23 protein-coding genes are annotated in these 25,249 nt (G+C 76.8%); 7 read left to right on the top strand and 16 right to left on the bottom strand.

Annotated elements, in window-relative coordinates; genetic code table 11:
- The first annotated feature begins 2 nt into the window (after positions 1–2).
- Positions 3–713 carry an NUDIX hydrolase gene (locus BM048_RS03175; protein ID WP_373308456.1) on the top strand — a complete coding sequence of 237 codons (711 nt, stop codon included), beginning with the start codon at positions 3–5 and terminating at the stop codon, positions 711–713.
- The gene (locus BM048_RS03170) at positions 710–1,636 is read left to right on the top strand and encodes an aminoglycoside phosphotransferase family protein (RefSeq protein ID WP_090030772.1); all 927 of its coding nucleotides are present in this window, start codon (positions 710–712) and stop codon (positions 1,634–1,636) included. Before BM048_RS03175 ends, BM048_RS03170 begins: the two co-directional genes overlap by 4 nt.
- A gap of 51 nt (positions 1,637–1,687) precedes the next feature.
- On the opposite strand, the gene BM048_RS03165 is transcribed toward BM048_RS03170, so the two are convergent.
- The 5 genes from BM048_RS03165 to BM048_RS03145 form a co-directional block, all read right to left on the bottom strand.
- Positions 1,688–2,152, bottom strand: a complete 465-nt coding sequence (locus tag BM048_RS03165; protein ID WP_090030770.1) for an NUDIX hydrolase — start codon at positions 2,150–2,152, stop codon at positions 1,688–1,690.
- 120 nt (positions 2,153–2,272) lie between these two features.
- Positions 2,273–5,107, bottom strand: a complete 2,835-nt coding sequence (locus tag BM048_RS03160) for an aconitate hydratase (RefSeq protein WP_090030768.1) — start codon at positions 5,105–5,107, stop codon at positions 2,273–2,275.
- Between the two features lie 245 nt (positions 5,108–5,352).
- Entirely contained in the window at positions 5,353–5,562 is a 210-nt protein-coding gene (locus BM048_RS03155) for a hypothetical protein (RefSeq protein WP_090030766.1), read from the bottom strand.
- Positions 5,563–5,618: 56 nt separating this feature from the next.
- Positions 5,619–6,989, bottom strand: coding sequence for a class I SAM-dependent RNA methyltransferase (locus tag BM048_RS03150; protein WP_090030765.1), 1,371 nt, complete (start codon positions 6,987–6,989; stop codon positions 5,619–5,621).
- The gene (locus BM048_RS03145; protein WP_090030763.1) at positions 6,982–8,985 is read right to left on the bottom strand and encodes an APC family permease; all 2,004 of its coding nucleotides are present in this window, start codon (positions 8,983–8,985) and stop codon (positions 6,982–6,984) included. The genes BM048_RS03150 and BM048_RS03145 overlap by 8 nt, the downstream gene beginning before the upstream one ends.
- A gap of 67 nt (positions 8,986–9,052) precedes the next feature.
- Here BM048_RS03145 and BM048_RS03140 point away from each other — a divergent pair, with 67 nt between their 5' ends.
- Together BM048_RS03140 and BM048_RS03135 are read left to right on the top strand one after the other, a co-directional pair.
- The gene (locus tag BM048_RS03140; protein WP_090030958.1) at positions 9,053–9,703 is read left to right on the top strand and encodes a potassium channel family protein; all 651 of its coding nucleotides are present in this window, start codon (positions 9,053–9,055) and stop codon (positions 9,701–9,703) included.
- Entirely contained in the window at positions 9,700–10,374 is a 675-nt protein-coding gene (locus tag BM048_RS03135; RefSeq protein WP_090030761.1) for a potassium channel family protein, read from the top strand. Before BM048_RS03140 ends, BM048_RS03135 begins: the two co-directional genes overlap by 4 nt.
- Here the strand turns inward: BM048_RS03135 and BM048_RS03130 are convergent.
- From BM048_RS03130 to dut, 4 genes are all read right to left on the bottom strand, one after another.
- Positions 10,307–10,969: a DUF3159 domain-containing protein gene (locus tag BM048_RS03130; protein WP_308439534.1), complete on the bottom strand. Its 663-nt coding sequence runs from the start codon at positions 10,967–10,969 to the stop codon at positions 10,307–10,309. The two genes, BM048_RS03135 and BM048_RS03130, sit on opposite strands and share 68 nt — an antisense overlap.
- A 101-nt stretch (positions 10,970–11,070) precedes the next feature.
- On the bottom strand, positions 11,071–11,439 hold the full coding sequence (locus BM048_RS03125; RefSeq protein ID WP_090030758.1) for an OB-fold nucleic acid binding domain-containing protein: 369 nt from the start codon (positions 11,437–11,439) through the stop codon (positions 11,071–11,073).
- Entirely contained in the window at positions 11,436–11,981 is a 546-nt protein-coding gene (locus BM048_RS03120; protein WP_239078946.1) for a DUF3710 domain-containing protein, read from the bottom strand. Before BM048_RS03120 ends, BM048_RS03125 begins: the two co-directional genes overlap by 4 nt.
- Before the next feature lie 308 nt (positions 11,982–12,289).
- Complete coding sequence (dut, locus tag BM048_RS03115; RefSeq protein ID WP_203708945.1) at positions 12,290–12,820, bottom strand: dUTP diphosphatase; 531 nt, start codon at positions 12,818–12,820, stop codon at positions 12,290–12,292.
- 94 nt (positions 12,821–12,914) lie between these two features.
- On the opposite strand from dut, the gene BM048_RS03110 reads away from it, so the two are divergent.
- Positions 12,915–13,445, top strand: coding sequence for a DUF3093 domain-containing protein (locus tag BM048_RS03110; RefSeq protein WP_090030754.1), 531 nt, complete (start codon positions 12,915–12,917; stop codon positions 13,443–13,445).
- Positions 13,446–13,479: 34 nt separating this feature from the next.
- Here the strand turns inward: BM048_RS03110 and BM048_RS03105 are convergent, their stop codons facing one another.
- Both BM048_RS03105 and BM048_RS03100 read right to left on the bottom strand, forming a co-directional pair.
- Positions 13,480–13,779 carry a DUF4193 domain-containing protein gene (locus BM048_RS03105; RefSeq protein ID WP_090030752.1) on the bottom strand — a complete coding sequence of 100 codons (300 nt, stop codon included), beginning with the start codon at positions 13,777–13,779 and terminating at the stop codon, positions 13,480–13,482.
- Positions 13,780–14,027: 248 nt separating this feature from the next.
- Complete coding sequence (locus BM048_RS03100; RefSeq protein WP_090030956.1) at positions 14,028–14,891, bottom strand: inositol monophosphatase family protein; 864 nt, start codon at positions 14,889–14,891, stop codon at positions 14,028–14,030.
- A 185-nt stretch (positions 14,892–15,076) separates the two neighbouring features.
- Between BM048_RS03100 and sepH the strand changes: the two genes are divergently transcribed.
- On the top strand, positions 15,077–16,321 hold the full coding sequence (sepH, locus tag BM048_RS03090) for a septation protein SepH (protein WP_090030747.1): 1,245 nt from the start codon (positions 15,077–15,079) through the stop codon (positions 16,319–16,321).
- Positions 16,322–16,363: 42 nt separating this feature from the next.
- On the opposite strand, the gene BM048_RS03085 is transcribed toward sepH, so the two are convergent.
- Genes BM048_RS03085 through BM048_RS03070 form a run of 4 tightly spaced genes read right to left on the bottom strand, consistent with a single transcriptional unit; the run spans position 16,364 to position 21,538 of the window.
- Positions 16,364–16,999: a thymidine kinase gene (locus BM048_RS03085; RefSeq protein WP_090030745.1), complete on the bottom strand. Its 636-nt coding sequence runs from the start codon at positions 16,997–16,999 to the stop codon at positions 16,364–16,366.
- Positions 17,000–17,002: 3 nt separating this feature from the next.
- Entirely contained in the window at positions 17,003–18,190 is a 1,188-nt protein-coding gene (locus BM048_RS03080; RefSeq protein WP_090030743.1) for an alkaline phosphatase family protein, read from the bottom strand.
- Entirely contained in the window at positions 18,190–18,762 is a 573-nt protein-coding gene (locus BM048_RS03075; protein WP_090030741.1) for a DUF5998 family protein, read from the bottom strand. The genes BM048_RS03080 and BM048_RS03075 overlap by 1 nt, the downstream gene beginning before the upstream one ends.
- A gap of 22 nt (positions 18,763–18,784) precedes the next feature.
- Positions 18,785–21,538 carry a GNAT family N-acetyltransferase gene (locus BM048_RS03070; RefSeq protein WP_090030738.1) on the bottom strand — a complete coding sequence of 918 codons (2,754 nt, stop codon included), beginning with the start codon at positions 21,536–21,538 and terminating at the stop codon, positions 18,785–18,787.
- 130 nt (positions 21,539–21,668) lie between these two features.
- On the opposite strand from BM048_RS03070, the gene BM048_RS03065 reads away from it, so the two are divergent.
- Complete coding sequence (locus tag BM048_RS03065) at positions 21,669–24,155, top strand: DNA gyrase/topoisomerase IV subunit A (protein ID WP_090030736.1); 2,487 nt, start codon at positions 21,669–21,671, stop codon at positions 24,153–24,155.
- 18 nt (positions 24,156–24,173) lie between these two features.
- Here BM048_RS03065 and BM048_RS03060 read toward each other — a convergent pair whose 3' ends face one another.
- Entirely contained in the window at positions 24,174–25,244 is a 1,071-nt protein-coding gene (locus BM048_RS03060) for a GNAT family N-acetyltransferase (protein WP_090030734.1), read from the bottom strand.
- Between the last annotated feature and the right edge of the window lie 5 nt (positions 25,245–25,249).

Genomic DNA, 25,249 nt, shown 5'->3' with positions numbered 1-25,249 from the left:
ACGTGCCGGGGGGTGCGGCGGGCCTGTCCCCCGGGTCCGGCGGCGGCACCCCCGCCGGGGCACGGGCCGACCTCGAGGCGCTGTGCCGCGACGGTCTGGAGTGGCGGCCCGCCGCCGCCCGGGGCGGGGCCGGGCCCGACGCGCGGCCGGCCGCCGTCCTCGTCCTGTTCGGCGTGCTGGACGGCGTGCCCGCGGACCGCGACGCCCCGGCGCCCGTCGCAGGCGACCTCGACGTGCTCCTGCAGCGCCGCGCCGCGACCCTCGGCCACCACGCCGGCCAGGTCGCCTTCCCCGGCGGCCGCCTCGAGCCCGGGGACGCCTCCGCCGGCGCCGCCGCCCTGCGCGAGGCCGCCGAGGAGGTGGGCCTGGACCCTTCGGGGGTGGACGTCCTCGGCGAGCTCGCGCCGCTGCCGGTGCCGATCAGCCGGCACGTGGTGACGCCGGTGCCCGCCTGGTGGACCCGGCCCTCGGACGTCGCCGCGGTCGACCACGCGGAGACCGTCGACGTCTTCCGCGTGCCCGTGGCGGACCTCCTCGACCCGGCGCACCGCGCGGTGACGCGCCACCGGACGCCGGGCGGCGTGTGGACCGGTCCCGCCTTCACGGTCGGCGACGTGCTCGTCTGGGGCTTCACCGCCCTGGTCCTCGACGGCATGTTCGACGCCCTGGGCTGGACCCTGCCCTGGTCGCCCGACCGGGTCGTGCACCCGTGACCGCGCCCTACCCGCCTCCACCGCACCCGCTGCACGAGGTCGTCGTCGACGCGCCGCTCGTGCGGCGGCTGCTCGAGCAGCAGCACCCCGACCTCGCCGGTCTCCCGCTGCGCCCCCTCGGCACGGGCTGGGACAACGCGCTGTGGCGTCTGGGCGACGACCTCGTCGTCCGGCTGCCCGTCCGGGCCGCGTCCGCCCCCCTCGTCGTGCACGAGCAGCGGTGGCTGCCGCGGCTCGCGACGCGGCTGCCCGTCCCCGCTCCCGTGCCCGTCCGCGTCGGCGCGCCGGGCGCCGGCTTCCCCTGGCCCTGGAGCGTCGTGCCGTGGCTGCCCGGCACCGCCGCGGCGGCGACCCCGCGGGCCGGGCGCGCGTCCTGGGCGGAGGCGCTGGCGGACGCGCTGGCGGCGCTGCACGTCCCCGCCCCGGCCGACGCGCCGCCCAACCCCTACCGCGGGGTCCCTCTGGCCGACCGGGACGAGTCCGTGCGCGCGCGCCTCGACGCGCTGCCGGCCCGCCGGCGCCGCGTCCTCGTCGCCGCCTGGGACGACGGCCTGGCCGCCGACCCGTGGACCGGTCCTCCGGTGTGGCTCCACGGCGACCTGCACCCGGCGAACCTGCTGGTCGACGGCGGGCGGCTGGCGGGGCTGCTCGACTTCGGCGACGTCACCGCCGGGGACCCGGCCTCCGACCTCGCCACCGCCTGGTTGACCTTCGACGCCCCCGGCCGGGTGGCGTTCCGCGCCCGCACGGACGCGGTGGGCGCGACGGCGGGGGTCCCGCCGGCCGACGCGGCCGCCACGTGGCGACGCGCGCGGGCGTGGGCGGCGGCGCTGGCCCCCGTGCTCGCCGCCCATCCGGACCAGCACCCCGACCTCGCGCGGGACGGCGACGCGGCCGTCGGGGAGCTGGCGCGCGAGGACTGACGCGGGGGCCGGGCGACGCCGAGCCCGCACAGGGCCCGGCACGGGGCGGAGTCAGGCCCCGACGGCCGCCTCCAGCGCGTCGACGGCGGGCGCCTGCCCGGCGACGAGCAGCCGCCGCGCGGTGCCCGCGTCCACCCACCGCGCCTCGTCGACCTCCGGCACCTCGAGACGCCGTCCGGACCGCGGCGGCCACTCGATGGTCGTCCTGCCCGGGACGATCGTCGTGACGTCGAGGTCGGCCTCGCCGGTGAGGAGCACGACCACCTTGCCCGAGCGGTAGCGGAACGCCCCGAGGTCGTGCAGGGGCACGTCCGGCACGGGCAGGCCGAGCTCCTCGGTGAACTCCCGCCGCGCCGCCGTCTCGGCGTCCTCCCCCGGCTCGATCTCCCCCTTGGGCGCGGTCCAGGCGCGCTCCTGCCGGCGGCGCCACATCGGCCCGCCCATGTGCGCGACGAGCACCTCGAGCACGCCGGAGCGCCGGCGGTGCAGCAGGATCCCGGCGCTGGTGGTGGGCATCCGTCCATCCTGCGCCGCACGCGGCCCTCGCGCGCGCGGCGGAGCGACGGCTCCGGCGGCGGGACGGCAACGGCGGCCGGCCCCGCGGGGACCGACCGCCGTCGTCAGGCGTCGCAGGCGTCAGGCGGCCACGAGCGAGCGGAGCACGTACTGCAGGATGCCGCCGTTGCGGTAGTAGTCCGCCTCGCCGGGGGTGTCGATGCGCAGGACGGCGTCGAAGGTGACGACCGAGCCGTCCTCCTTCGTCGCGGTCACGGGCAGCGTGCGCGGCGTCGTGCCCTCGTTGAGCGCGGTGACGCCGGCGATGTCGAACGTCTCCGTCCCGTCCAGGCCGAGCGAGGCGGCCGACTCCCCGGCGGGGAACTGCAGCGGCAGCACGCCCATCCCGATGAGGTTGGAGCGGTGGATGCGCTCGAAGCTCTCCGCGACGACGGCCTTGACCCCCAGCAGGCTGGTGCCCTTGGCCGCCCAGTCCCGCGAGGAGCCCGAGCCGTACTCCTTGCCGCCGAGCACGACGAGGGGCACGCCCGCCGCCTGGTAGGCGACCGAGGCGTCGTAGATCGACGTCTGCTCACCCGTGAGGAGGTTCTTCGTGTACCCGCCCTCCACGCCCGGCACGAGCTGGTTGCGCAGCCGGATGTTGGCGAAGGTGCCGCGGATCATCACCTCGTGGTTGCCGCGGCGCGAGCCGTAGGAGTTGAAGTCCTTGCGCGGCACGCCGTGCTCGGACAGGTACTGCCCCGCGGGGCTGTCGGGCTTGATGCTGCCGGCCGGGCTGATGTGGTCGGTGGTCACCGAGTCCCCGAGCTTGGCCAGGACGCGGGCGCCCGTGATGTCGGTGACGGGCGCCGGCGTGGCGGTCATGCCGTCGAAGTACGGGGGCTTGCGGACGTACGTGGACTCCGCGTCCCACGCGAAGGTCGCGCCCTCGGGCGTGGGCAGGCCCTGCCAGCGCTCGTCACCCGCGAAGACGTCCGCGTAGTCGTTCGTGAACATGTCGCGGCGGATGGCCTGGTCGATCGTCGCCTGCACCTCCGCCGCGGACGGCCAGATGTCGCGCAGGAAGACGGGCTCGCCGTCCGTCGTCGTGCCCAGGGGCTGGGCCTCGAAGTCGAAGTCCATCGTCCCCGCCAGCGCGTAGGCGATGACCAGCGGCGGGGAGGCGAGGTAGTTCATCTTCACGTCGGGGTTGATGCGCCCCTCGAAGTTGCGGTTGCCCGACAGCACGGACACCACGGCGAGGTCCTGCTCGTTGACGACCGCCGAGACCTCCTCGGGCAGCGGGCCCGAGTTGCCGATGCAGGTGGCGCAGCCGTAGCCGACGAGGTGGAAGCCGAGCTTCTCGAGGTAGGGCCACAGCCCGGCCCGCTCGTAGTAGTCCGTGACGACCTTCGAGCCCGGCGCCATCGACGTCTTCACCCACGGCTGGGCGACGAGGCCCTTGTCGACCGCGTTCTTGGCCAGCAGGCCCGCGGCCAGCATGACCGAGGGGTTCGACGTGTTGGTGCACGAGGTGATGGAGGCGATGACGACGGCGCCGTGGTCCAGCTCGGTCGTCGTGCCGTCGGCCAGCGTCACCGGGACGCGCTTGTGCGGGCGGCGGTCGACGTCGCCGTGGCCGGCCTCGACCGGGGCGGCGGAGGCGTCGGCGTGCGCGCCGGCGGCGATCGGGTCGGAGGCCGGGAAGGTCTCCTCGACGGACTCGTCGAGCCCGCGGAACGGCGCGGCCTCGTCGTCGCCGACGTAGTCGAGGATCGCGGACGCGAACGCCTCGCGCGCCGCCGACAGCTCGATGCGGTCCTGGGGGCGCTTCGGGCCGGCGATCGACGGCACGACCGTCGACAGGTCCAGCTCGAGGTACTCCGAGAACACCGGCTCGACGTAGCCGGCCGCCGACGGGTCGTGCCAGAGGCCCTGCTCCTTGGCGTAGGCCTCCACGAGGGCGACCCGCTCGTCGTCGCGCCCCGTGAGGCGCAGGTAGTCCAGCGTGACGTCGTCGATGGGGAAGATCGCGCAGGTCGAGCCGAACTCCGGGCTCATGTTGCCGATGGTGGCGCGGTTGGCCAGCGGCACCGCCGCGACGCCGTCGCCGTAGAACTCGACGAACTTCCCGACGACCCCGTGCTTGCGCAGCATCTGCGTGATGGTCAGCACCACGTCCGTCGCCGTCACGCCCGAGGGGATCTGGCCCGAGAGCTTGAACCCGACGACGCGCGGGATGAGCATCGAGACGGGCTGGCCCAGCATGGCGGCCTCGGCCTCGATGCCGCCGACGCCCCAGCCCAGCACGCCGAGGCCGTTGACCATCGTCGTGTGCGAGTCGGTGCCGACGCAGGTGTCCGGGTACGCGCGCACGACGGTGCCGTCCTGCGTGTCGACCTCACGCGTCATCACCGTGCGGGCCAGGTACTCGATGTTGACCTGGTGGACGATGCCGGTGCCCGGCGGCACGACCTTGAAGTCGTCGAACGCCGTCTGGCCCCAGCGCAGGAACTGGTAGCGCTCGACGTTGCGCTCGTACTCGAGCTCGACGTTGCGCTCGAAGGCGTCGGCGCGCCCGGCGACGTCGATCTGCACGGAGTGGTCGATGACGAGCTCGGCCGGGGCCAGCGGGTTGATCCGCGCCGGGTCACCGCCCAGGTCCGCGACCGCCTCACGCATCGTGGCGAGGTCGACGACGCAGGGCACGCCCGTGAAGTCCTGCATGACGACGCGGGCCGGCGTGAACTGGATCTCCGTGTCCGGCTCGGCCGCCGGGTCCCATGCGGCGAGCGCGCGCACGTGCTCGGCGGTGATGTTGGCGCCGTCCTCGGTCCGCAGCAGGTTCTCGGCGAGGACCTTGAGGCTGTAGGGCAGGCGCTCCACGCCCGGCACGGCCGACAGCCGGTACACCTCGTAGGAGGCGTCCCCCACCGTCAGGGTTCCCTTCGAGCCGAAGCTGTCGACACTGCTCACGTGGTGCTCCTTCGCTACGACGGGACGTCTCGCGGACGTCCCCGTGCCGGTCCAGCGGGTCGCCGGCGCCCCCGGCTCAGCCTAGGGGTCCGGCGGGACCCAATTATCTCGACGTCAAGATACATGACGACGGGCGTCGGGGTCGCCCCTCGTCTCGGACACGCCGGGACCGTCCGGCCCGGGCGACCCCGTCGTCGGGGCGCCCGGGCCGGACCCGGACCACGGTCGTGCCGTCGGTCCTGCCGTCAGTCCCCCGGCTCGACCTCGCCGCGGCGCGCCGCGTCCTGCGCCTTGCGCGTGGCCTCGACGGCACGCTCGTGGCTGCGCGGGTCATAGTCCGGCGTGCCGGTCTTGTGCAGCTCGGCGGCTGCGGCGCGCTGCCGCTCGGCGTACCGCCCCGTCGTCGTGGGCTCCTGCGCGGCCTGCTCGGCCTGCCCACCCTGTGCCTGCGTCACGGTGGTCTCCCTCCGGCCGGGCCCGGGACGGTCCGGCTCGCGTCCACGCTAGACGCTCACGCCCGGGTCAGCACCGCCACGGCCTCGACGTGGTGGGTCATGGGGAACAGGTCGTACCCCTGCACGTCGTCGAGCCGGTACCCGTGCCCGACGAGCAGCCCGACGTCGCGCGCCAGCGCCGCGGGGTCGCAGGCCACGTGGACGACCCGTCGCGGCGCGAGCGCGGCGACCGCGTCGAGCACGCGCCGTCCGGCGCCGGCGCGCGAGGGGTCCAGCACGACCGCGTCCACGGCGTCCGGCAGCGCCCCGGCCCCGCCGTCGGCCGCCCCGTCCGCGGGCGCACCCGCGTCCGCGTCGGCACCCGCCCGCGTGAGCACGTCCCCGACCTCGCCCGTGCGCAGCAGCACCTGGGGACGGTCGTGCAGCGTCCGACGGGCGTCGCGCACGGCCCGCTCGTCGCCCTCGACGCCGACCACGCGGCCGGCGGCCCCCACGGCGTCCGCGAGCACGGCCGTGAACAGCCCCGCCCCGGCGTAGAGGTCCAGCACGGTCGCCCCGGTCACGTCCCCCAGCCCGTCGAGCACGGCCGCCGTCAGCACCTCGGGCGCGCGCCGGTGCACCTGCCAGAAGCCCGCGGCCTGCACCCGGTACCGGTAGGTCGTCCCGCGCACGCGGACCTCCTCGTGCACCGTGCGCCGCGCGTTCGGGCGCGGGTCCGGCCGGCCGCGGCCCAGGTCCCAGGGCACCCCGTCGACGAGCACCACCGGCGCGTCCCCGGACGCCGGCGCCACCGCCTCGATGCGCGCCCCCGCGGGCCACCGCCGCCCGGGCAGGTCCAGGGCCTCGATCGCCTCCACCGCCAGCGGCAGCGACGTCACCGGGTGCACGGCGTGCGAGCGCGGGCCGCGCATCCCCGCGCGGCCCTCGTCGTCGGCCACGAGCTCCACCCGGGTGCGGTAGTGCAGCCCGCCCCGCTCGTCGTCCTCGGGCAGCGCGTGCACGGGGACGTCGCGGTCCAGGTGCGCGATCCGCCGCAGCTGCTCGGACAGCACGGCCGCCTTCCAGGCCCGCTGCGCGGGCAGGGCCACGTGCGCGAGCTCCGCGCCGCCGACCCCGCCGGCCCCCGCCTCGGGCCAGGCGGACGGCACCCGGTCGGGCGACGCGGTCAGGACCTCGACGGCGTCCGCGCGCCAGAACGAGGCGCCCTCGCCGGCGTCCGTCAGGCGGGCCCGCACGCGCTCACCGGGCAGCGTGTGCCGGACGAAGACGACGCGGCCCTCGAAGCGCGCGACGCAGTGCCCGCCGTGCGCCGGCGCGCCGACGTCGAGCTCGACGACCTCCCCGGCGCGTCCGGGGTCCGCCGCCGGCCGGGGCCGGGGCCGGCGTCCCCGCGGCGGCCGGCCGGGCCGCGCGCCGCGCTCAGACACCCCGGGTCCGCGTCTGCCGCACCGCGTCCTCGAGCCCGGTCTGCCCCGCCGACGACGAGAGCTGCCACGGGACGGACGCCACGACGACGCCCGGCGTGAACAGCAGCCGCCCCTTGAGGCGCAGCGCGCTCTGGTTGTGCAGGAGGTGCTCCCACCAGTGGCCCACGACGTACTCCGGGATGTAGACGACGACGAGGTCGCGCGGGCTCTCCCGCCGCACGGACCGCACGTACATGAGGACCGGCCGGGTGATCTCCCGGAACGGCGAGTCGAGCACCTTGAGCGGCACGGGCAGGTCGAGGGCGTCCCACGCGGCGCGCAGCGGCGCGACGTCCTCGGGGTCGACCGCCACCGTCACGGCCTCGAGGACCTGCGGGCGCGAGGCCCGTGCGTAGGCCAGCGCGCGCAGGGTCGGCCGGTGCACGCGCGAGACGAGGACGATCGCGTGCACGCGGCTGGGCAGGGCGCGCGCGTCGGGGCTGCCGCTGTCGAGGTCGAGCTCCCGGCGGACCCGGTCGTAGTGCCGGCGGATCCCGTTCATGAGCGTGAAGATGACGAGCATCGCCAGGATGGCGATCCACGCGCCGAGCGCGAACTTCGTGAGGAGCACCACGACGAGCACGACGGCCGTCATGGAGAAGCCGATGCCGTTGACGAGCCGCGAGCGGCGCATCCGGGCGCGTGCCACGGGGTCCGGCTCCGTGCGCAGGTGCCGGTTCCAGTGCCGCAGCATGCCGAGCTGGGACAGCGTGAAGGACACGAACACGCCCACCGTGTACAGCGGGATGAGCAGCGTGACGTCGGCGTGGAAGGCGAACACCAGCACGCCCGCGCCGACGGCCAGCGTGACGATGCCGTTCGACAGCGCCAGCCGGTCGCCGCGGGTGTGCAGCTGGCGCGGGAGGAACCCGTCCTTGGCGAGGATCGAGCCGAGCACCGGGAACCCGTTGAAGGCGGTGTTGGCGGCCAGCACGAGGATGAGGCCCGTGACGACGGCGACGAGGACCGCCGCGACGGGGAAGCCCGAGAACACGGCCTGGGACAGCTGCGTGATGACGGGGTCCTGCACGTACCCGTCGCCCACCGGCACCCCGTCGCGCAGGAGCTGCTCGCCCGGGTCCTCCACGTAGTGGACCTTCGTCTCGCGCGCCAGGAAGAGGATCGACAGGACGAGGAAGGAGCTGATCGTGCCGAGCAGGGCCAGCGTCGTGGCCGCGTTGCGGGACTTGGGCTTGCGGAAGGCGGGGACGCCGTTGCTGATCGCCTCGACACCGGTGAGGGCCGTCGACCCCGACGCGAAGGCCCGCAGGACGAGGAACAGCCCGGCCGCGCCGGCCAGCCCCGTCTCGTACCCGGGCACCGGCGCCACGTCGAGGGCCGCCGACTCCGCCAGGGGCAGCGAGCCCGTCGCCCACCGGACGAGCCCGGTGAGGGCCGTGATGCCGATGACGACCATGTAGAGGTAGACGGGGACCGCGAAGGCCGTGCCGGCCTCCTTCACCCCCCGCAGGTTGAGCAGGGTGAGGACGACGATGAGCGACAGCGCCACCGTGACCTCCTCCCCGCGCAGCGCGGGGATGGCCGCGGCGGCGTACTGGGAGGCGGCCGACACGGACACCGCGACGGTCAGCGCGTAGTCGACCAGCAGCGCGCTGGCGACGGTGAGGCCGGCGCGGGGGCCGAGGTTGACGGTGGCCACCTCGTAGTCGCCGCCCCCGGAGGGGTAGGCGTGCACGTTCTGCCGGTACGAGGCGATGACCGTCACCAGGACGACGACGACGACGAGGCCGACCCAGGGCGAGATCGTCGTCGCCGCCAGGCCCGCCAGCGACAGGGTGAGGAGGATCTCGTCGGGGGCGTACGCGACCGACGACAGCGCGTCGGAGGCGAAGACCGGCAGCGCGATGCGCTTGGGGAGCAGGGTGTGCCCCATCCGGTCGCTGCGGACCGGGCGGCCCAGCAGGAGCCGCTTGGCGGCGTCGGTCAGGTCGGGCACGAGCGCCCATGCTACGCAGGCGCGGCGCCGGTCCGGCGCTAGGGTCGGCACCGTGCACTTCGTCATCATGGGATGTGGTCGCGTGGGCGCCTCGCTCGCGCACGAGCTCGAGAGCCGCGGCCACGGCGTGGCGGTCATCGACCAGAACCCGGACGCGTTCCGGCGCCTGGACGAGACCTTCTCCGGCCGCAAGGTCACGGGGCTCGGCTTCGACCGGGACACGCTGCACCAGGCGGGCATCGAGGACGCCTACGCCTTCGCGGCGGTGTCCGACGGCGACAACTCCAACATCCTCGCGGCGCGCGTCGTGCGGGAGACCTACGGCGTCGACAACGTCGTCGCCCGCATCTACGACCCCCACCGCGCGGAGATCTACCAGCGGCTGGGCATCCCCACGGTCGCGACCGTGCGCTGGACGTCCCTGCAGGTGCTGCGTCGGCTGCTGCCGCTGGGCTCCACGGACGAGTTCCGCGACCCGTCCGGGCAGGTCCGCCTGGCGGAGGTGGACGTGCACGCGGCGTGGGTCGGCAAGCCGCTGCGCGCGCTGGAGGAGGCCAGCGGCGCACGCGTCGCCTACGTCACCCGCTACGGTGCCGGCGTGCTGCCCACGGCGGGGACCGTCCTGCAGGAGAACGACCAGGTGCACGTGCTCATGCGCACCGCGGACGCGGACGCCGTCGAGCGCGTGCTCACCGTCGCACCGGTGGTGACGGCGTGAGGGTCGTCATCGCGGGGGCCGGGTCCGTCGGCCGGTCCATCGCCCGGGAGCTCCTCGGGCACGGGCACGAGGTGACGCTCGTCGACCGGCAGCCCACCGCGATGCGGGTGGCGCAGGTGGCGGACGCCGACTGGCTGCTGGCCGACGCGTGCGAGCTGCCGACGCTGCGGCAGGTGCGCGCCGACGAGTGCGACGTCATGGTCGCGGCGACCGGTGACGACAAGGCCAACCTCGTCATCTCGCTGCTGGCCAAGACCGAGTTCGGCGTGCCGCGCACGGTGGCGCGCGTGAACAACCCGAAGAACGAGTGGATGTTCGACGAGGCGTGGGGCGTGGACGTCGCCGTGTCGACGCCGCGCATCATGACGTCGATGGTCGAGGAGGCCGTCGCCGTCGGCGACCTCGTCAGCATCTTCACGTTCCACCAGTCGAAGGCCGACATCCTCGAGCTGACGCTGCCGCCGTCGTCGCCCCTCGTCGGGTCGCTCGTGGGTCAGGTGGCCTGGCCGGAGGACACCGTGCTGGCCTGCGTCGTGCGGGACGCCCGGCCGCTCGCCCCGAGCCCCGACGACACGCTCGAGGTCGGCGACGAGCTGCTCATCGTCACGGGGCGGGACGCGGACCGCGCGGCGCTCGAGACGCTCCTGACCCGCGGAGCACGACCCAGCTGAGCCAGAGGGCGACCGCCGTGAGCGGCAGCCCCATGACGAGCTTGGCGGTGCCCAGCCACGCCACCTCGCCGGCCAGGTAGAGCGGCACCTGCACCGCGAGGCGCGCCGCGAACAGGCCCACCCACGGCCAGGACGCCCACGTGTAGCGGCGCACCTGCGCGGGGTCCCGACGCCAGGCCAGCGCGCCCGCCCACGAGCCCTGCGCCGTCAGGGGCCCCTCGGGCCGGAAGAGCCCGAGGACGAGCCCCACGAACGGCAGCCGGACGAGCACGCTCAGCAGGGTGCCCACGAGGTAGGCGACGTTCACCCACAGGCCGTAGGCGAAGTAGTCGGCGGCGTCGCCGGTCCGCCAGGCCCAGACGACGCCCACCGCGACCCCCAGCACGCCCGAGAGCGCCTGCGTGACCGGCGTGCGCTGCACGAGCCGCGCCACCACGGCGACGACCGCGGCGGCCGCGGAGGCGACGAGGGCGGGCACCAGCCGCTGCCCCGAGGCGACGAAGACGACGACGAACAGCAACCCCGGGGCGACGGACTCCACCGCCCCGCGCACCCCGCCGACGGCGGCGAGGGCGTCGAAGTGCTCGGCCTCCACGGCGCCCAGGCCGCGCCGCGCGGGTGCCCCTGCAGGTCCCGACGCGGGTCCGTCCGACGACGCCGACCCCGGCGCGACGGGCGACGGCGGCTCGGACGTGCTCACTCGCCCGGCCGCGCGCGCAGCTCGTAGCCGGGGTTGTACATGACGCGCCGGCCGCCCTTCTCGCACGCCATGCCCTCGACGCGCAGCCGGCGGCCGGGCTCGATGCCCGCGATCTCCCGACGACCGAGCCAGACGAGCACGAGCGTGCCCGAGCCGTCGTACAGCTCCGCCTCGACGGCGGGCACCCCCTCCCGCGGGCGCAGCGTCACGGCCCGCACCACGCCCGAGACGGTGGCGCGGCAGCGGTCCGGCAGGTCGTGGACCGGCGTGCAGGCGCCGGTGACGACGGACTCGGCCCGCTCCTCGTCGGCCTCGATCTCGGCCCGCGAGGCGAGGGCCTTCGCGAGCTTCTCCTTGAGGGTCATCGGGTCTCCGTCATCTCGGGCCCGCGGGTCAGCGGGTCGAGGTCGGGGCGGCCGTCCGGGACGGGCGGCGGCGGGGGGACGGGCTGGCGGCCCGGCAGGTGCAGCGGCAGGAGCTCCCGCGGCGGGCGCGCCTCGGTGCCGCGCACGACGACGACGCCGGCGAACACCGCCTCGAGCCGCCGCGCCGCCTCGGGGTCGACCGCCGCGCGCCCGGACAGCAGGCCGCGCAGGAACCAGCGCGAGCCGTCGGTGCCGAGGAAGCGGAAGGGTCGGTGCGCCGTGCGGCCGTCCGGCGTGCGGACGGGCAGGCGGGCGAGCAGCTCCGTGCCGAAGGGGCCGTCCAGCTCCTCGACGGACCCGCCCTGGCCGGTCACCTGCGTCCGGATCTCCGCGCGCACCTCGTCCCAGATGCCGTCGGTGCGCGGCGCGGCGAAGGCCTGCATCTGCAGCGACGAGCCGTCGAGGACGACCTGCACGCCCTGCACCGTCTTCGTGCGCTGGTCGACCTCCATGCGCAGCTCCATGCCCTGCACGGCCGGCACGCGCAGCGCACCGAGGTCGACGCGCTCGCCCGCGGGCGCCTCCGCGACGTCCCACGGCCCGCGCGCGGGTGCGGACGTCCCCGCCGTCGAACCGTCGCCCGCGGCGTCGTCGCCCGTCCGGTCGTCGGTCAGTCACCCGTCACGTCGTCCGGGGCCGGACCCGCCTCACCCGGGGCCGCCTCCGGCCCGGGTGCGGTCCTGGCACGTCGGAACAGACCCACGTCGCTCACTCCCTCCGGCCGTGCGTCGCACCGCCGTCTCGGCTCCCCCGACAGTGACCCCGCGGCGCGGCGCGCCGGGAGCGGACCTCAGGACGCTCCCCCGACCGGCCCAGGCGGCGGCGTCCAGCCGCCGCTCGACCCGAAGCCGCCGGCGCCCCGCACGGAGCCGGGCAGCTCGTCGACCTCGGCGAACCGCACCTGCTCGACGCGCTGCACGACGAGCTGGGCGACCCGGTCGCCGCGCGCGAGCCGCACGGGCTCCGTCGCGTCCGTGTTGTGCAGGACCACCGCCACCTCGCCGCGGTAGCCCGCGTCGACCGTCCCGGGGGCGTTGAGCACGGTCAGGCCGTGCCGGGCGGCGAGCCCGGAGCGCGGGTGCACGAACGCCGCCCACCCCTCGGGCAGCGCGATCGCGATGCCCGTCGGCACGGTGGCCCGGCCGAGGGGCGGCACGACCACGGCCTCGCGGGCCAGCAGGTCGACCCCGGCGTCGCCCGGGTGGGCGTGCACGGGGACCGGCAGGTCCGGGTCCAGCCGACGCAGCGCCACCACCAGCGGCGCGGCACCGGCCGGCGACGACGGGTGCTGGTCGGCGCGCTCGGTCACGGGCTCGGTCACGGGCCGCGACCCTACCCGCCGCGCCGGGACGTGCGGGCATCGCGTCGACCCGCACCCCCACGCCGCACCGGCGCCGGTCTGAGATGCTGGGGCGGTGCACGACGACACCCCCGGACCAGGTCCCGCGCAGCCGCCCCGACGGCCCGGTGGGGACGAGGGGGCGGAGGTCGTGCTGCACCGCGAGCGCCTGACCGTGGGGCGGGGCGGCTGGCTGTTCGCGCTGCTCCTCGTCGTCACCTTCGGCGCGGTGCTCATCCCCGTCGACCCCCTGCTGGCGGTCGCCGGGGGCCTCGTCGCGGCCGTGGTCGTGGGCGTGGCCCTCGTGCGCTCGGCCCCCGTCGTCGAGGTCACGACGAGCACCCTGCGCGCGGGCGGGGCGGCCGTGCCCGTCCACCTGCTCGGCGCCGTGCAGCCCCTGGACGTGCAGGAGACCCGGACCGCGCTCGGTCCGGGTCTCGACGCCCGCGCCCACGTCTGCCTCCGCGGGTGGATCCCCACGGTGGTCCGCGCCGACCTGGACGACCCCGCCGACCCGACCCCGTACTGGCTCGTGTCGACGCGCTCGCCGGAGGCGCTCGCCGCCGCCCTGGTGCGGGCCGGCGCCGCGGGTGGCTCGCGCCGCTAGGCGCCGAGCGGGCCCACCGGCGCCGGCAGCGGCGTCAGGCCGCGCACTCCGAGCAGATGGGCTGCCCGTTCTTCTCCCCCGCCAGCTGGCTGCGGTGGTGCACCAGGAAGCAGGACGAGCACGTGAACTCGTCGGCCTGGCGCGGCAGCACCCGGACGCTCAGCTCCTCGCCGGACAGGTCCGCGCCGGGGAGCTCGAAGCCCTCGGCGGCCTCCGTCTCGTCCTCGTCCACCTGGCCCGAGCTCTTGTCGGAGCGCCGCGCCTGGAGCTCCTGGAGGGAGTCCTCGGACAGGTCCTCCTCGGTCTTGCGCGGTGCGTCGTAGTCGGTCGCCATGATGTTCTCCGTCTCCCGCCGGCCCCTGCGGGTCGGCCTCTCGTCCACGCACCGCCGCCGGGCGCCGGTGCACCGGCCACGCGTGACGCGGCGGGCGCCCGCGGGTGCGGCGGCGCCGTGCGCCCCGCTCCCGCCGGTCCCCCCGCGCGTCCCCGCTCGGCCGGCGACCCTCCAATGCCCGGCCGCCGGGGTTTGTTCCCGCGACGGCGGCAGGGATTGTGCCCTATCCCGCAGGCGTCCGCGACCGGCTACGCGCCCTCGTCGGCGCGCAGCCCCTCCAGCAGCCGGACGAGCTCCGCCTGCCCCGCGGGCGGCCCCGCGACGGTCATGTCGCGGCCCGGCGGGCGACCGTGCAGCCCCGTGACGACGGCGCCCGCCTCCTGGGCGACGAGCTGCCCAGCCGCCAGGTCCCAGGGGTTGAGGCCGCGCTCGTAGTACAGGTCGAGACCTCCGGCGCCGAGCCGGCACAGGTCGAGCGCGGCCGACCCGATGCGGCGCACGTCGCGCACCTGCGGCAGCAGCGCCGCGACCACGGCCCCCTGCGCCCGCCGTCGCTCCGCCTCGTAGCCGAACCCCGTGCCGACGAGCGACAGGGCGAGCGGCACGTCCGCGTTTACCTGCAGGGGCACGCCGTCGCGCCACGCGCCCCGGCCGCGGGCGGCGGTGTACGTGGTGCCGACGGCGGGCGCGTGCACGCACCCGACGAGGACCGTCCACGTCGCGGGGTCCGGGTCGCCGACGACCGCCGCGACCGACACCGCGTAGTCGTCGATGCCGTACAGGTAGTTCACCGTGCCGTCGATGGGGTCGACGACCCACGTGACCCCGCTGGTGCCGGCGTGGTCGGTGCCCTCCTCCCCGAGAACGCCGTCGTCCGGCCGCAGCTCGGCCAGCCGCCGGCGCAGCAGCGTCTCCGAGGCGACGTCCATCGCGGTCACCACGTCCTGCGGGGACGACTTCGTCGCCGCGACCGTGACCCGCTCGGGGCGGCCCTCGTGGACGAGCGCGCCGGCCTCCCGCGCCACGGTCTCCGCGACCGCCAGGAGGGCGTCGAGGTCGTGCTGCTGGGGGAGGCGGTCCGGGGCGGTCGGAGGGGGCGTCGGGGTGCTCACACCCGCCACTATCCCCTGCCGGGTCCTCCGCCCCGTCCTCCGCCCCGTCCTCTGCCCCGTCCTCTGCTCCGTCCTTGCCTCCGTCCTCTGCCCCGTCCTGCCCGGCGGGCGACGGCACACCGGCGCGGGTCCCCGACACCCGCCCCTGGGGATGGCACCCTGCGGGGAGACGAACGGGAGGACCCATGGCTGAGCTCGAGCTCGTCGGGCTGCACGAGGACGGCGAGCACGTCGTCCTGGCCGGACCCGGCGCCGGACCGGGCGCCCCGCGCTACCGGCTCCGCATCGACGACGCCCTGCGGGCCGCGGTGCGGCGCGACCGGCCGCAGCTGGAGCAGCTGCGCTCCGGCGGTGCTGCGAGCCTGAGCCCGCGCGAGATCCAGGCCCGCATCCGGGCGGGGGCGACGGCCCAGGAGGTCGCGACCGCTGCCGGCACCTCCGTGGACCACGTCCGCCGCTACGAGGGCCCCGTCATGGCGGAGCGCGAGTACGTCGCCGACCAGGCGCGCGCCACCCGCATCGGCCGCGAGGCCGACGCCCCGGTGCTCGGGGACCTCGTCACCGACCGGCTCGCCGCGCGCGGCGTCGACCCCGACACGCTGTCGTGGGACGCCTTCCGCGAGGTGGGGCGGCCGTGGACCGTCGCGGCGCGCTTCGTCGTCGGGGAGGACCGGCGGGAGGCCCGCTGGACCTTCGACGGCGCAGCCCGCACGGTGGCCGCCGAGGAGGACGAGGCCCGCTGGCTGTCGGAGACCGAGATCCCCGCCGACCTCCTGGGCCGCCGGCACCTCGCCGCCGTGCGCGACGTCGTGTTCGACCTGCCCGCCGGGGGAATCCCCGCCGGTGACGGCACGCCGCACGACGAGGTCCCCGCCGGCGACGGCGGGCCGGACGCGGCGGGCCCGGTCGACGACCCGACGGCCGCGCTGCTCGACGACCTGCGCGCCCGGCGCGGCGTGCGCCAGCCCCTCGACGACGAGCCGCCCGGCGACGACGACGAGGAGTTCGAGGGCTTCGGGCCGCAGCGGACCTTCGACTTCGGGCACCTCGAGGCCCAGGTCCCCGGGGCGCACCCGGTGGACGCCGACCCGCGGACCGAGGCGCGCGTCCTGGCCCTCACCGGTCGGCAGCGCACTCCCGTCGGGCCCGTCGTCCGCGAGACCGCGAGCACGACGGACGCCGAGGCGCCCCGCCCGCCGGCCCCGGGCTCGCCCGAGCCGGGGACGGGCACGGGGACGGGCACGGGGACGGGCACGGAGACGGGCACGGCGGCACCGGCCACGAGCGGTCAGACCGCGTCCGCCGAGCAGCCGCTCGCGGCGACGGGGTCGGCAGGCTCGTCGCCCGCGGACCGGCCGCGGGCGGCGCGCCGCGGCCGCGCGAAGGTGCCGAGCTGGGACGAGATCGTCTTCGGGGCGCGTCCCGAGTAGCCCGGAGTCGCCCCGGATCGCGCGGCCCGGGCCGCGCGACCATCAGCCGCCGGCGGGGGCCGGCGCGTGCGCGCGGGCCGTCGCGGCCGTCATGCGGCGCACGTGGTGGCGTCGGCACAGCACCTCGTAGGCGACGTCCTCCGCGGAGGGGTCGACGTCGCCGACGACGACCTGCGCCCCCTCGACGACCATGCGACCGCCGACGGTGCGTGCGTTGTGCGTGGCGCGGGCGCCGCACCAGCACAGCGCCCGGACCTGCAGCACCTCGACCCGGTCGGCCAGCTCGACGAACCGTGCCGACCCCGGGAAGAGCCGGGCGCGGAAGTCGGTCGTGATGCCGAAGGCGAAGACGTCCACCTCGAGCTCGTCCACGACCCGCGCGAGCGCCTCCACCTGCTCGGGCGCGTAGAACTGCGCCTCGTCGCACACGAGGTAGTCCACCGCGTGCCCCGCCCCGCGCCGGGCGAGCACGAGCTCCCAGAAGTCGGTCGCCGCCGTCACCTCGTCGGCGCGGCGGGCCAGGCCCAGCCGCGAGGAGATGACGGCCGTCCCGGCCCGGTCGTGCTGCGTGAACAGCAGGCCGTGGCGGCCGCGCGCCGCGTGGTTGTGGTGCATCTGCAGCGCCAGCGTCGACTTGCCGCAGTCCATCGTGCCGGAGAAGAAGACGAGCTCGGCCACGCCTCACGCACCCCCGGCGACGAGCAGCGGCACGAGCATCTCCGCGGGCGTGCGCGACCCGTGCACCCCGACCAGCTCGAGCGACGCCGCGCTCTGCGTCGCGGAGTCCACGACGGTCGCCCGCCCCGTCATCGCCACGACGACGTCCCCCACGACGGGCAGGACGTGCGGGTCGACGGGGCCGAACCACCCGGCCGCCACGACCTCCTCCCGCGTGCCGACGACCGCGTGCTCCCCCAGCACGTCGCGCCACCGGCCGGCCACGGCCGGGGCGTCCGCGCCCGGTGCCAGGTGCAGGTGCAGGGCGCGCGGCTCCCCCGCCACCAGCGCCACGTCCCGGCCGAGCACGGGGTCGGCCGCCACGTCCCACCGCCGCGCGCGGTCGACGTCGACCATGCCGTGGTCGGCGGTGACGACGAGCAGCGTGCTCGCCGGCAGCGAGCGCGCCAGCCGCCGCAGCTCGGCGTCGACGTCCTCGAGCGCGGCCCCCCACGCGGCCGACCCGAAGCCGTGGTGGTGGCCGGCCTTGTCGACGTCGCCCCAGTAGAGGTAGGTCAGGCCCGGCCGGCGCAGCGTGCGCACGGCGGCGTCCACCCGGGCGCCCAGCGGCTCGGCGGCGACGAACGCGGCACCGGCCAGCGCCGCCTCGGTCAGGCCGCTGCCGGCGAACCGCGCGGGACCGATGCTCGTCGTCGCCACGCCCGCCCCCGCCAGCGCGGCCAGGAGGCCGGGGACGCGCTGCCACGCGCGCGGCGCGGGCAGGTCCGTCCAGGACACGAGGTTGCCGAGCGCCCCCGTGGCGGGGTCCCGCACGGTGTAGCCGAGCATCGCGGTCCGGCCCGGCCCCTCCCCCGTGCCGAACGTGCCCATCGCGGTGGCGGTGGTCGACGGCACGGGGCTCGTCAGCGGCTCGCTGCCGGCCAGGAGCGAGCGGAGGAACGGCGCGTGCCCGGCCCGCTCGGCGAGGTTGAGGTGCCCGAGCCCGTCGACGAGGACGACGCACACGCGCTCGGCCGTCGGCAGGCCGAGCGCCGCACGCGCGTCCGGGCCGTCGGGGTGCACGGCGACCCCCAGGACGTCGGCGAGCGCCGGCAGGACGCGGCCCAGGCGGCGCGGGCCGCCGGGGTGAAGGAAGCCGGCCGCGGCGGCGGCCTCCTCCACGGGTGACGTCGCGACGTGCCGCGCCGGCATCAGCCGCGGGCGCTGGCGGCCGAGAGGCGCCGGGCGAAGTCGAGCGCGGCGCGCACGGCGTGCTCGCCCTCCGCCGCGGAGCTGACGCGCACGACGACGTCGTCGGGGCTGAGCGTGCCGGTGAGGCCGTGGTCCGCGTCGCACGCCGGGTCGCCGCACGTGGCCGGCTCGAGGTCGACCCGGGAGACGCCGCCCCACCCCACCGCGAGCGTCACCTCGGTGGCCGTGCGCCCGGGCCGGTGCTCCGCCGGGGCGTCGACGACGTGCGTGACGGCGACCGACCGCAGGCTCGTGACGGGGACGGCCTCCGTCGTCGCCGAGGCGCTTGCGGACGGGTGCTCGGAGTCCGCCGGGTGGTCGTCGACGTGGGCGACGACCAGCCGCGTCGGCGTCAGCGCCAGCACGGTGACGTGCCGGCGCACCTCGTCGGCGTCGAACGTCGTCTCGGGGTGCACGAGGTGGGCGAGCACGGGCTCCTCGGCCAGCGCGACGTCGAGGACGTCGGCGACGAGGTCGGGGTAGTACCCCGCCCGGTGCAGGTCGTGGCGCAGGTGGGCGGGAACGGCAGGCACGGCTCATGATCGCACGGCCGGGTCAGCGGCCGAGCGCCCTCGCGGGGGCGTCGGAGCGGTCCGCGGGGCCGATGCCGGCGCGGGCGCCGAGCACCCGGACGCCGTCCAGCGTGACGACGACGGGGTTGAGCTCGAGCGAGCGCAGCTCCGGCAGCCCGTCGGCGAGCAGGCTCACGCGCGCGACGAGGTCCTCCAGCGCGGCGGCGTCCAGGGCGGGGCTGCCGCGGTACCCGTAGAGCCGCGCGGCGGCGCGCGGGGAGCGCACGAAGGCGGCGACGTCGGCGTCCGTGAGGGGCGGCATCGCGAGCGCCACGTCCCCCAGCAGGTCCGTGGCGTCCCCCGCCACCCCGAAGCTCAGCACGGGCCCGAAGAGCGGGTCCTCCGTCGAGCGCAGGACGCACGAGACGCCCTGCTCCACCATCGCCTGCACCTCCAGCGGCGCCTCGTCGACCGCGGGCCGCTGCCCCTGGGTCACGGCGGCGAGCGCGGCCGCCGCGGCGCGCACCTCGTCGTCGTCCTCGAGGTCGAGGCGCACGCCGCCGAGGTCGGCGCGGTGGCGCAGCGCGGGCACGGTCGTCTTCAGCGCGACCGGGTAGCCCATGGCACGGGCCGCGCGCACGGCCTCCTCCGCGTCGCGCGCCGGGACGGCGGGCACGACGCCGATCCCGACCGCCGACAGCAGGGTGGCCGTGCGCGCGGCGTCGAGGGCCACGGGGGCGCCGTCCGACGCGGACCACGCGCGCACGAGCCGCCGGGCGGCGCGCACGTCGACGCCGGGCGGCGCGACGGGCCGGCCGCGGTCCTCCGCCCGCCGGCGGGCGTAGCGCGCCGCCCGCCCGAGCGCGAGCGCCGCGTCCTCGGCGGTGCCGAACGCCGGGACCGTGCAGGGCCGCCCGTCGGGTCCGGGCGCCGTGAGGTCGGCGGTGATGCCGCTCAGCCCGGTGAAGCACGCCGCGGTGGGGCGGCCCGTGCGCGCCGCCGCCTCGGCCACGGCCCGGTGCAGCACCGGGTCGGGGCCGTACACCGTCGGCACGCGCACCGCCACGACGACGTCGGCGTCCTGCGCGTAGACCTGCTCGACCGCGGCGGCCACGGCGTCCGGCCCGGCGTCCTCCGGGACGACGACGGGGTCCTGGCGGACGACGAGACCCGCGCCCGCGGCGGCCTCCACGACCACGGCGGCGACCGTCGCGGACCCCGCCAGGACCGCACAGCGCCGACCGGCGGGCAGCCGCTGGTGCGCGAGGAGCTGCACGAGGTCGAGCATCGCTCCGGTGCTCTCGACGCGGATGACGCCGGCATGGCGCATCATCTCGTCGAGCGTGCGCGCCGGCGCGTACGTCGAGCGCACCTGGTGCCCGGGCGGCACCACCTGTCCCGACCGCCCGGCCGTGACGACGACGACGGGCTTCGTCGCGGACAGCCGCCGCGCGATGCGCTGGAACTTGCGAGGGTTGCCGATGCTCTCCAGCGCGAGCGCCACGACGTCGGTGCTCTCGTCGTCGGTCCAGAACTGCATGAGGTCGTTGCCGGACACGTCGGCGCGGTGCCCGGCCGAGACGAACTGCGCGACGCCGAGGCCGCGCCGCCGCACCGCGCCCGCCAGCCCGACCGCCACCTGCGCCGACTGGCAGAACAGGCCCACGCGCCCCCGCGGCAGCGTCTCGCGCACGAGCGAGGCGTCGAGGACGGAGCCGTCCGGCCGCACCGCGACGAGCCCGAAGGACGCCGGCCCCACGATGCGCAGGCCCGTCCCCCGGGCGGCGCGCAGCAGCCGGCGCTGCAGGTCGAGCCCCTGCGCGCCGGTCTCGCCGAAGCCCGCCGAGAGCAGGACGCACGCCCGCACGCCGTGCCGCGCGAGCGCCCGGACGAACCCCTCGGCGTCGGCCGCCTCCACCGCCAGCACCGCGAGGTCCACGGGCGTCGGCAGCTCCGCCAGGGCGGCCCAACGGTCCGCCTCCCCCGGACGGCCGGGCACGCCGACGGTGTGCACCGGCAGCGTCGGGTCGCCCGCGCGCAGGGCGCCCGTGACGGTCTGCGCCAGCCGGACGGTGACGCCCGTCGCACCGCTGCCCGGCCCGACGACGACGACCGACCGCGCGCCGAGCATGCCGCGGACCGACCGCGCCTCCGCGCGGTGCTCGCGGTCCGCCATGACCTCGAGCGAGCGCTCGGTGGGGTCGATGTCGAACTCCACGGAGACGACGCCGTCCTCCGTGTGCTGCCGCACGGCGTACCCGGCCTCGCGGAAGGTCGCGATCATGCGCCCGTTCTGCGGCAGCACCTCGGCGACGAACCGCCGCACGCCGCGCTCGCGGGCCGCCGCGGCCAGGTGCTCGAGCAGCGCCGAGCCCAGGCCCTTGCCCTGGTGGGCGTCGGAGACGTTGAAGGCCACCTCGGCCACGTCGGGGTCGATGCGGTCGTAGCGGGCCACCGCGGTGATGCGCTCGTCGTCGCCCGGCCCGTCGCCACCCGTGACCGCGACCAGCGCGACGCGGTCGTCGTGGTCGACGGTCACCAGGTGGGTGAGGTCTCGCTCCGAGAGCCGCTCCATCGGCGCGAACCAGCGCATGTACGTCGAGCGCTCGGACTGCCCGAGGTGGAAGGCCTGCAGGGCCTCGGCGTCGTCGGGCCGGATCGGCCGCACGTGGGTCGTCGAGCCGTCGTAGAGCACGACGTCCGCCTCCCACGCGGCGGGGTACGCCCCGGGCCCGGGAGCGCGCGCACCCGCGGGCGGCACGGCGGCGCCGGCCCCGTCCGCCGCGACGTCTGCCATGCGCGCCACCCTAGCGAGCACCTCGCGCCCCACCCAGCCCGGCGGCCCCCGCAGCGCGTCGTGCCGTCCCCGGGTGCGCGGGCGGCGACAATGGTCGGCAGTCCCGTCCCCGTCCCGAGAGGCACCGCCCATGGCGCGACGCCCGTCCTCCCCCGACGTCCCCCCACCGGACGTCGCCGAGCGGATCGTCGACATCGACGTCGCCGCCGAGATGGAGGCGTCGTTCCTCGAGTACGCCTACTCGGTCATCTACACCCGCGCCCTGCCCGACGCCCGCGACGGCCTCAAGCCCGTGCAGCGGCGCATCCTGTTCCAGATGTCCGAGATGGGCCTGCGCCCGGACCGGCCCTACGTCAAGAGCGCGCGCGTCGTCGGCGACGTCATGGGCAAGCTCCACCCCCACGGCGACGCGGCGATCTACGACGCGATGGTCCGCCTCGCCCAGCCGTTCTCGCTGCGCCTGCCGCTCATCGACGGGCACGGCAACTTCGGCTCGCTCGACGACGGGCCCGCCGCCCCGCGGTACACCGAGGCCCGGATGGCCCCGGCGGCCACGGCGATGACGCGGGACCTCGACGAGGACACCGTCGACTTCGTCCCGAACTACGACAACCGGCTGCAGCAGCCGGCGGTGCTGCCCTCGGCGATCCCGAACCTGCTGGTCAACGGCGCGAGCGGGATCGCGGTCGGCATGGCGACGAACATGGTCCCGCACAACCTCGTCGAGGTCGTGGCCGCCGCCCGCCACCTCATCGCGCACCCGGCCGCCACCCTCGAGGACCTCCTGCGCTTCGTGCCGGGGCCGGACCTGCCGACGGGCGGCAAGATCGTCGGGCTCGACGGGGTGCGCGAGGCGTACCGCACGGGCCGCGGGCAGTTCCGCACGCGCGCCACGGCCCGCATCGAGAACGTCACGGCGCGGCGGCAGGGCATCGTCGTCACGGAGCTGCCGTACCTCGTCGGGCCGGAGAAGGTCCGCGAGAAGATCAAGGAGGGCGTGCAGTCCAAGCGGCTGCAGGGCATCGCCTCCTTCGACGACCACACGGACCGCACCCACGGCGTGCGCCTCGTCATCGAGGTGAAGTCCGGGTTCCACCCCGAGGCCGTCCTCGAGCAGCTCTACCGGTACACGCCGCTGGAGGACGCGTTCAGCGTCAACAGCGTCGTGCTCGTCGAGGGGCAGCCGCGGACGCTGGGCCTGCGCGAGCTGCTGCAGGTGTGGGTGGACCACCGCATCGACGTGGTGCGGCGGCGCTCGGAGCACCGGCTCGCGCAGCGCAAGGACCGGGCCCACCTCGTGGCGGGCCTGCTCGTCGCCATCCTCGACATCGACGAGGTCATCCAGGTCATCCGTTCCGCGGAGGACGCGGAGACGGCACGCACCCGGCTGCGCCAGGTCTTCGACCTGTCCGAGCCGCAGGCGGAGTACATCCTCGAGCTGCGGCTGCGGCGCCTCACGCGCTTCTCGGTGCTCGAGCTCGAGGCCGAGCGGGACCGCCTCGCGGCGGAGATCGCCGAGCTCGAGGAGGTGCTGGGCGACGACCAGCTCCTGCGCGAGCTGGTCAGCGACGAGATGGCCGAGGTCGCGCAGACGTACGGGACGCCGCGGCGCACGGTGCTGCTGGAGCACGCCGGCGGGTCGGCCGTGGGCGCCACGGCGGCAGCCGCCGCGCGGGGGCGCGGACGGGCCCCGGCCGCGCCGCTGGAGATCGCCGACACGCCGTGCTGGGCGCTGCTGTCGGCCACGGGGCTGCTCGCGCGCACCCCGGACGCCGAGGCACCGCCGCGCCCCGACCCGGCGCACCGCGCCCGCCACGACGTGCTCGCCGGCGGGGTGCTCGCCACCGCGCGCGGGCACGTCGGCGCCGTGACGTCGGCGGGCCGCGTGGTCCGGGTGCCGGTGCTCGACCTGCCGGCCCTGGCGCCGGCCGCCGGCGCACCGAGCCTGTCCGGCGGGGTGCCGCTGGCCGAGGTCGTGCCCCTCGAGCGCGGCGAGCGCGTCGTCGGGCTGTGCGCCCTCGGGGCGGACGCGCCGACGCTGACGCTGGCGACCGCCGGCGGCGTGGTCAAGCGCGTCGCCAGCGCGGACGTGCCGGCCAACCGCGACGCCTGGGAGGTCATCGGCCTCAAGCCCGGCGACGAGGTCGTCGGCGCGGTGGAGGCGCGCGACGACGACGAGCTCGTCCTCGTCTCCTCGGACGCGTCGCTGCTGCGGTTCGCGGCGTCGGCGGTGCGGCCGCAGGGGCGTCCCGCCGGCGGGATGGCCGGCATCGCGCTGGCCGCCGGCGCGCGGGTCGTCGCGCTCGCCGCGGTGCCGCCCGGCACGGAGGCGCAGGTCGTGACGGTGGCGGGCTCGTCGTCCGCGCTGCCGGGGACGCAGGCGGGCAGCGCGAAGGTGACGCCGTTCGCGGTCTTCCCCGCCAAGGGGCGGGCGACGGGCGGCGTGCGCTCGCACCGGTTCCTGCGCGGCGAGGACGCGCTGCTGCTGGCCTGGGTCGGGCCGGCGCCGGCGCTGGCCGTCGCGGCGGGCGGGCAGGCCGTCGACCTGCCCGGCGTCGACGTGCGCCGGGACGGGTCCGGCACGCCGCTCGCGGCCCCGGTGCACGCCGTCGGCTGACGACCGGTCCGCGGCGGCCTACAGCTCGATGCTCCACATCGTCGAGCTGTGGAACGCCTCGTACCCGAGGGAGGCGTACAGGCCGTGCGCGCCCGAGGGGTTGGCGGTGTCGACGCCCAGCTCGGCGTACTCGACGCCGTCGGCGCGGTAGGCGGCCATGACGGCGCCGAGCAGCGCGACGGCGACACCGCGCCCGCGCCACGCGCGCCGCACGCCCAGCAGCTCGGTGTAGCCCGAGGAGTAGCCGGCCACGGGCCAGTCCTGCTCGTACCGGCCGGACAGGGCGTAGCCGACGACCTCGTCGGTCGCCTCGTCCACCGCCAGGACGCTCCAGGCCGGCGCGAACATGCTGCGGCCCTGCGACCACTGCTCCGCGGTGCGCGGCTCGCTGCCCCAGTGGTCGGCGAAGGCCTCGTTGTGCGCCAGACGCGTCTGCTCGTCCCGGTCGGCCGAGAACGGCTCGAGCCGCACCCCGGGCACCTGGCGCACGGGCGGCAGGGGGTCGGCGAGCGACCGGCGCATCTCGGTGTAGTAGCGCACGGGCGCGAGGGCGGACCGGCGCAGCAGCGCAACCGTGGCGTGGGCGTCGTCGTCGACGTAGGCGGCGATCCGGCCCGGCAGCTCCTTGCCGGACGCCGCGAGGAGCTGGCGCCCCCGGCCGACCGACCAGTCGAGCACCGCGCGGCCGATCCCGCGCCCGCGCACGTCCGGGTGCACGCCGCCGCGCAGGAACGCCCGCACGACCGTGCGGTCGCCGGGTGCCGTCGAGACGTCGGCGAACGCCCGCAGCACGCCGTCGGGGTCGAACCCGCCGAGCGTGTCGCGGTCCAGGTCGCGCCACTCCCCGTCGAAGTACTCCTCGACCTCCTCCGGAGCGGTGCGCGCCGGCGCGCCGTCGGCGACCTCCACCGCCTCGACGAGGCCGTGCAGCGCGGGCGCGTCCGCCCGGGCCAGCGGGCGCCATGCGAGACCCAGCGCGGCGTCCGGCACGGGCAGGGCGGCGGGCGGCGCGGCCCGCTCGGCGATGGGCGCCAGGGTCGTCGCGGTCGTCGGGTCGGTTGTTGTCGTCGAGGTCGTCGTGCCGGCCATGCCCC

Origin of the sequence: Cellulomonas marina, from assembly GCF_900111925.1 — a bacterium.
Classification (GTDB): domain Bacteria; phylum Actinomycetota; class Actinomycetes; order Actinomycetales; family Cellulomonadaceae; genus Cellulomonas; species Cellulomonas marina.
Note: the sequence above shows the minus strand (reverse complement) of the source record. Positions and strands in the feature narration are given on the sequence as shown.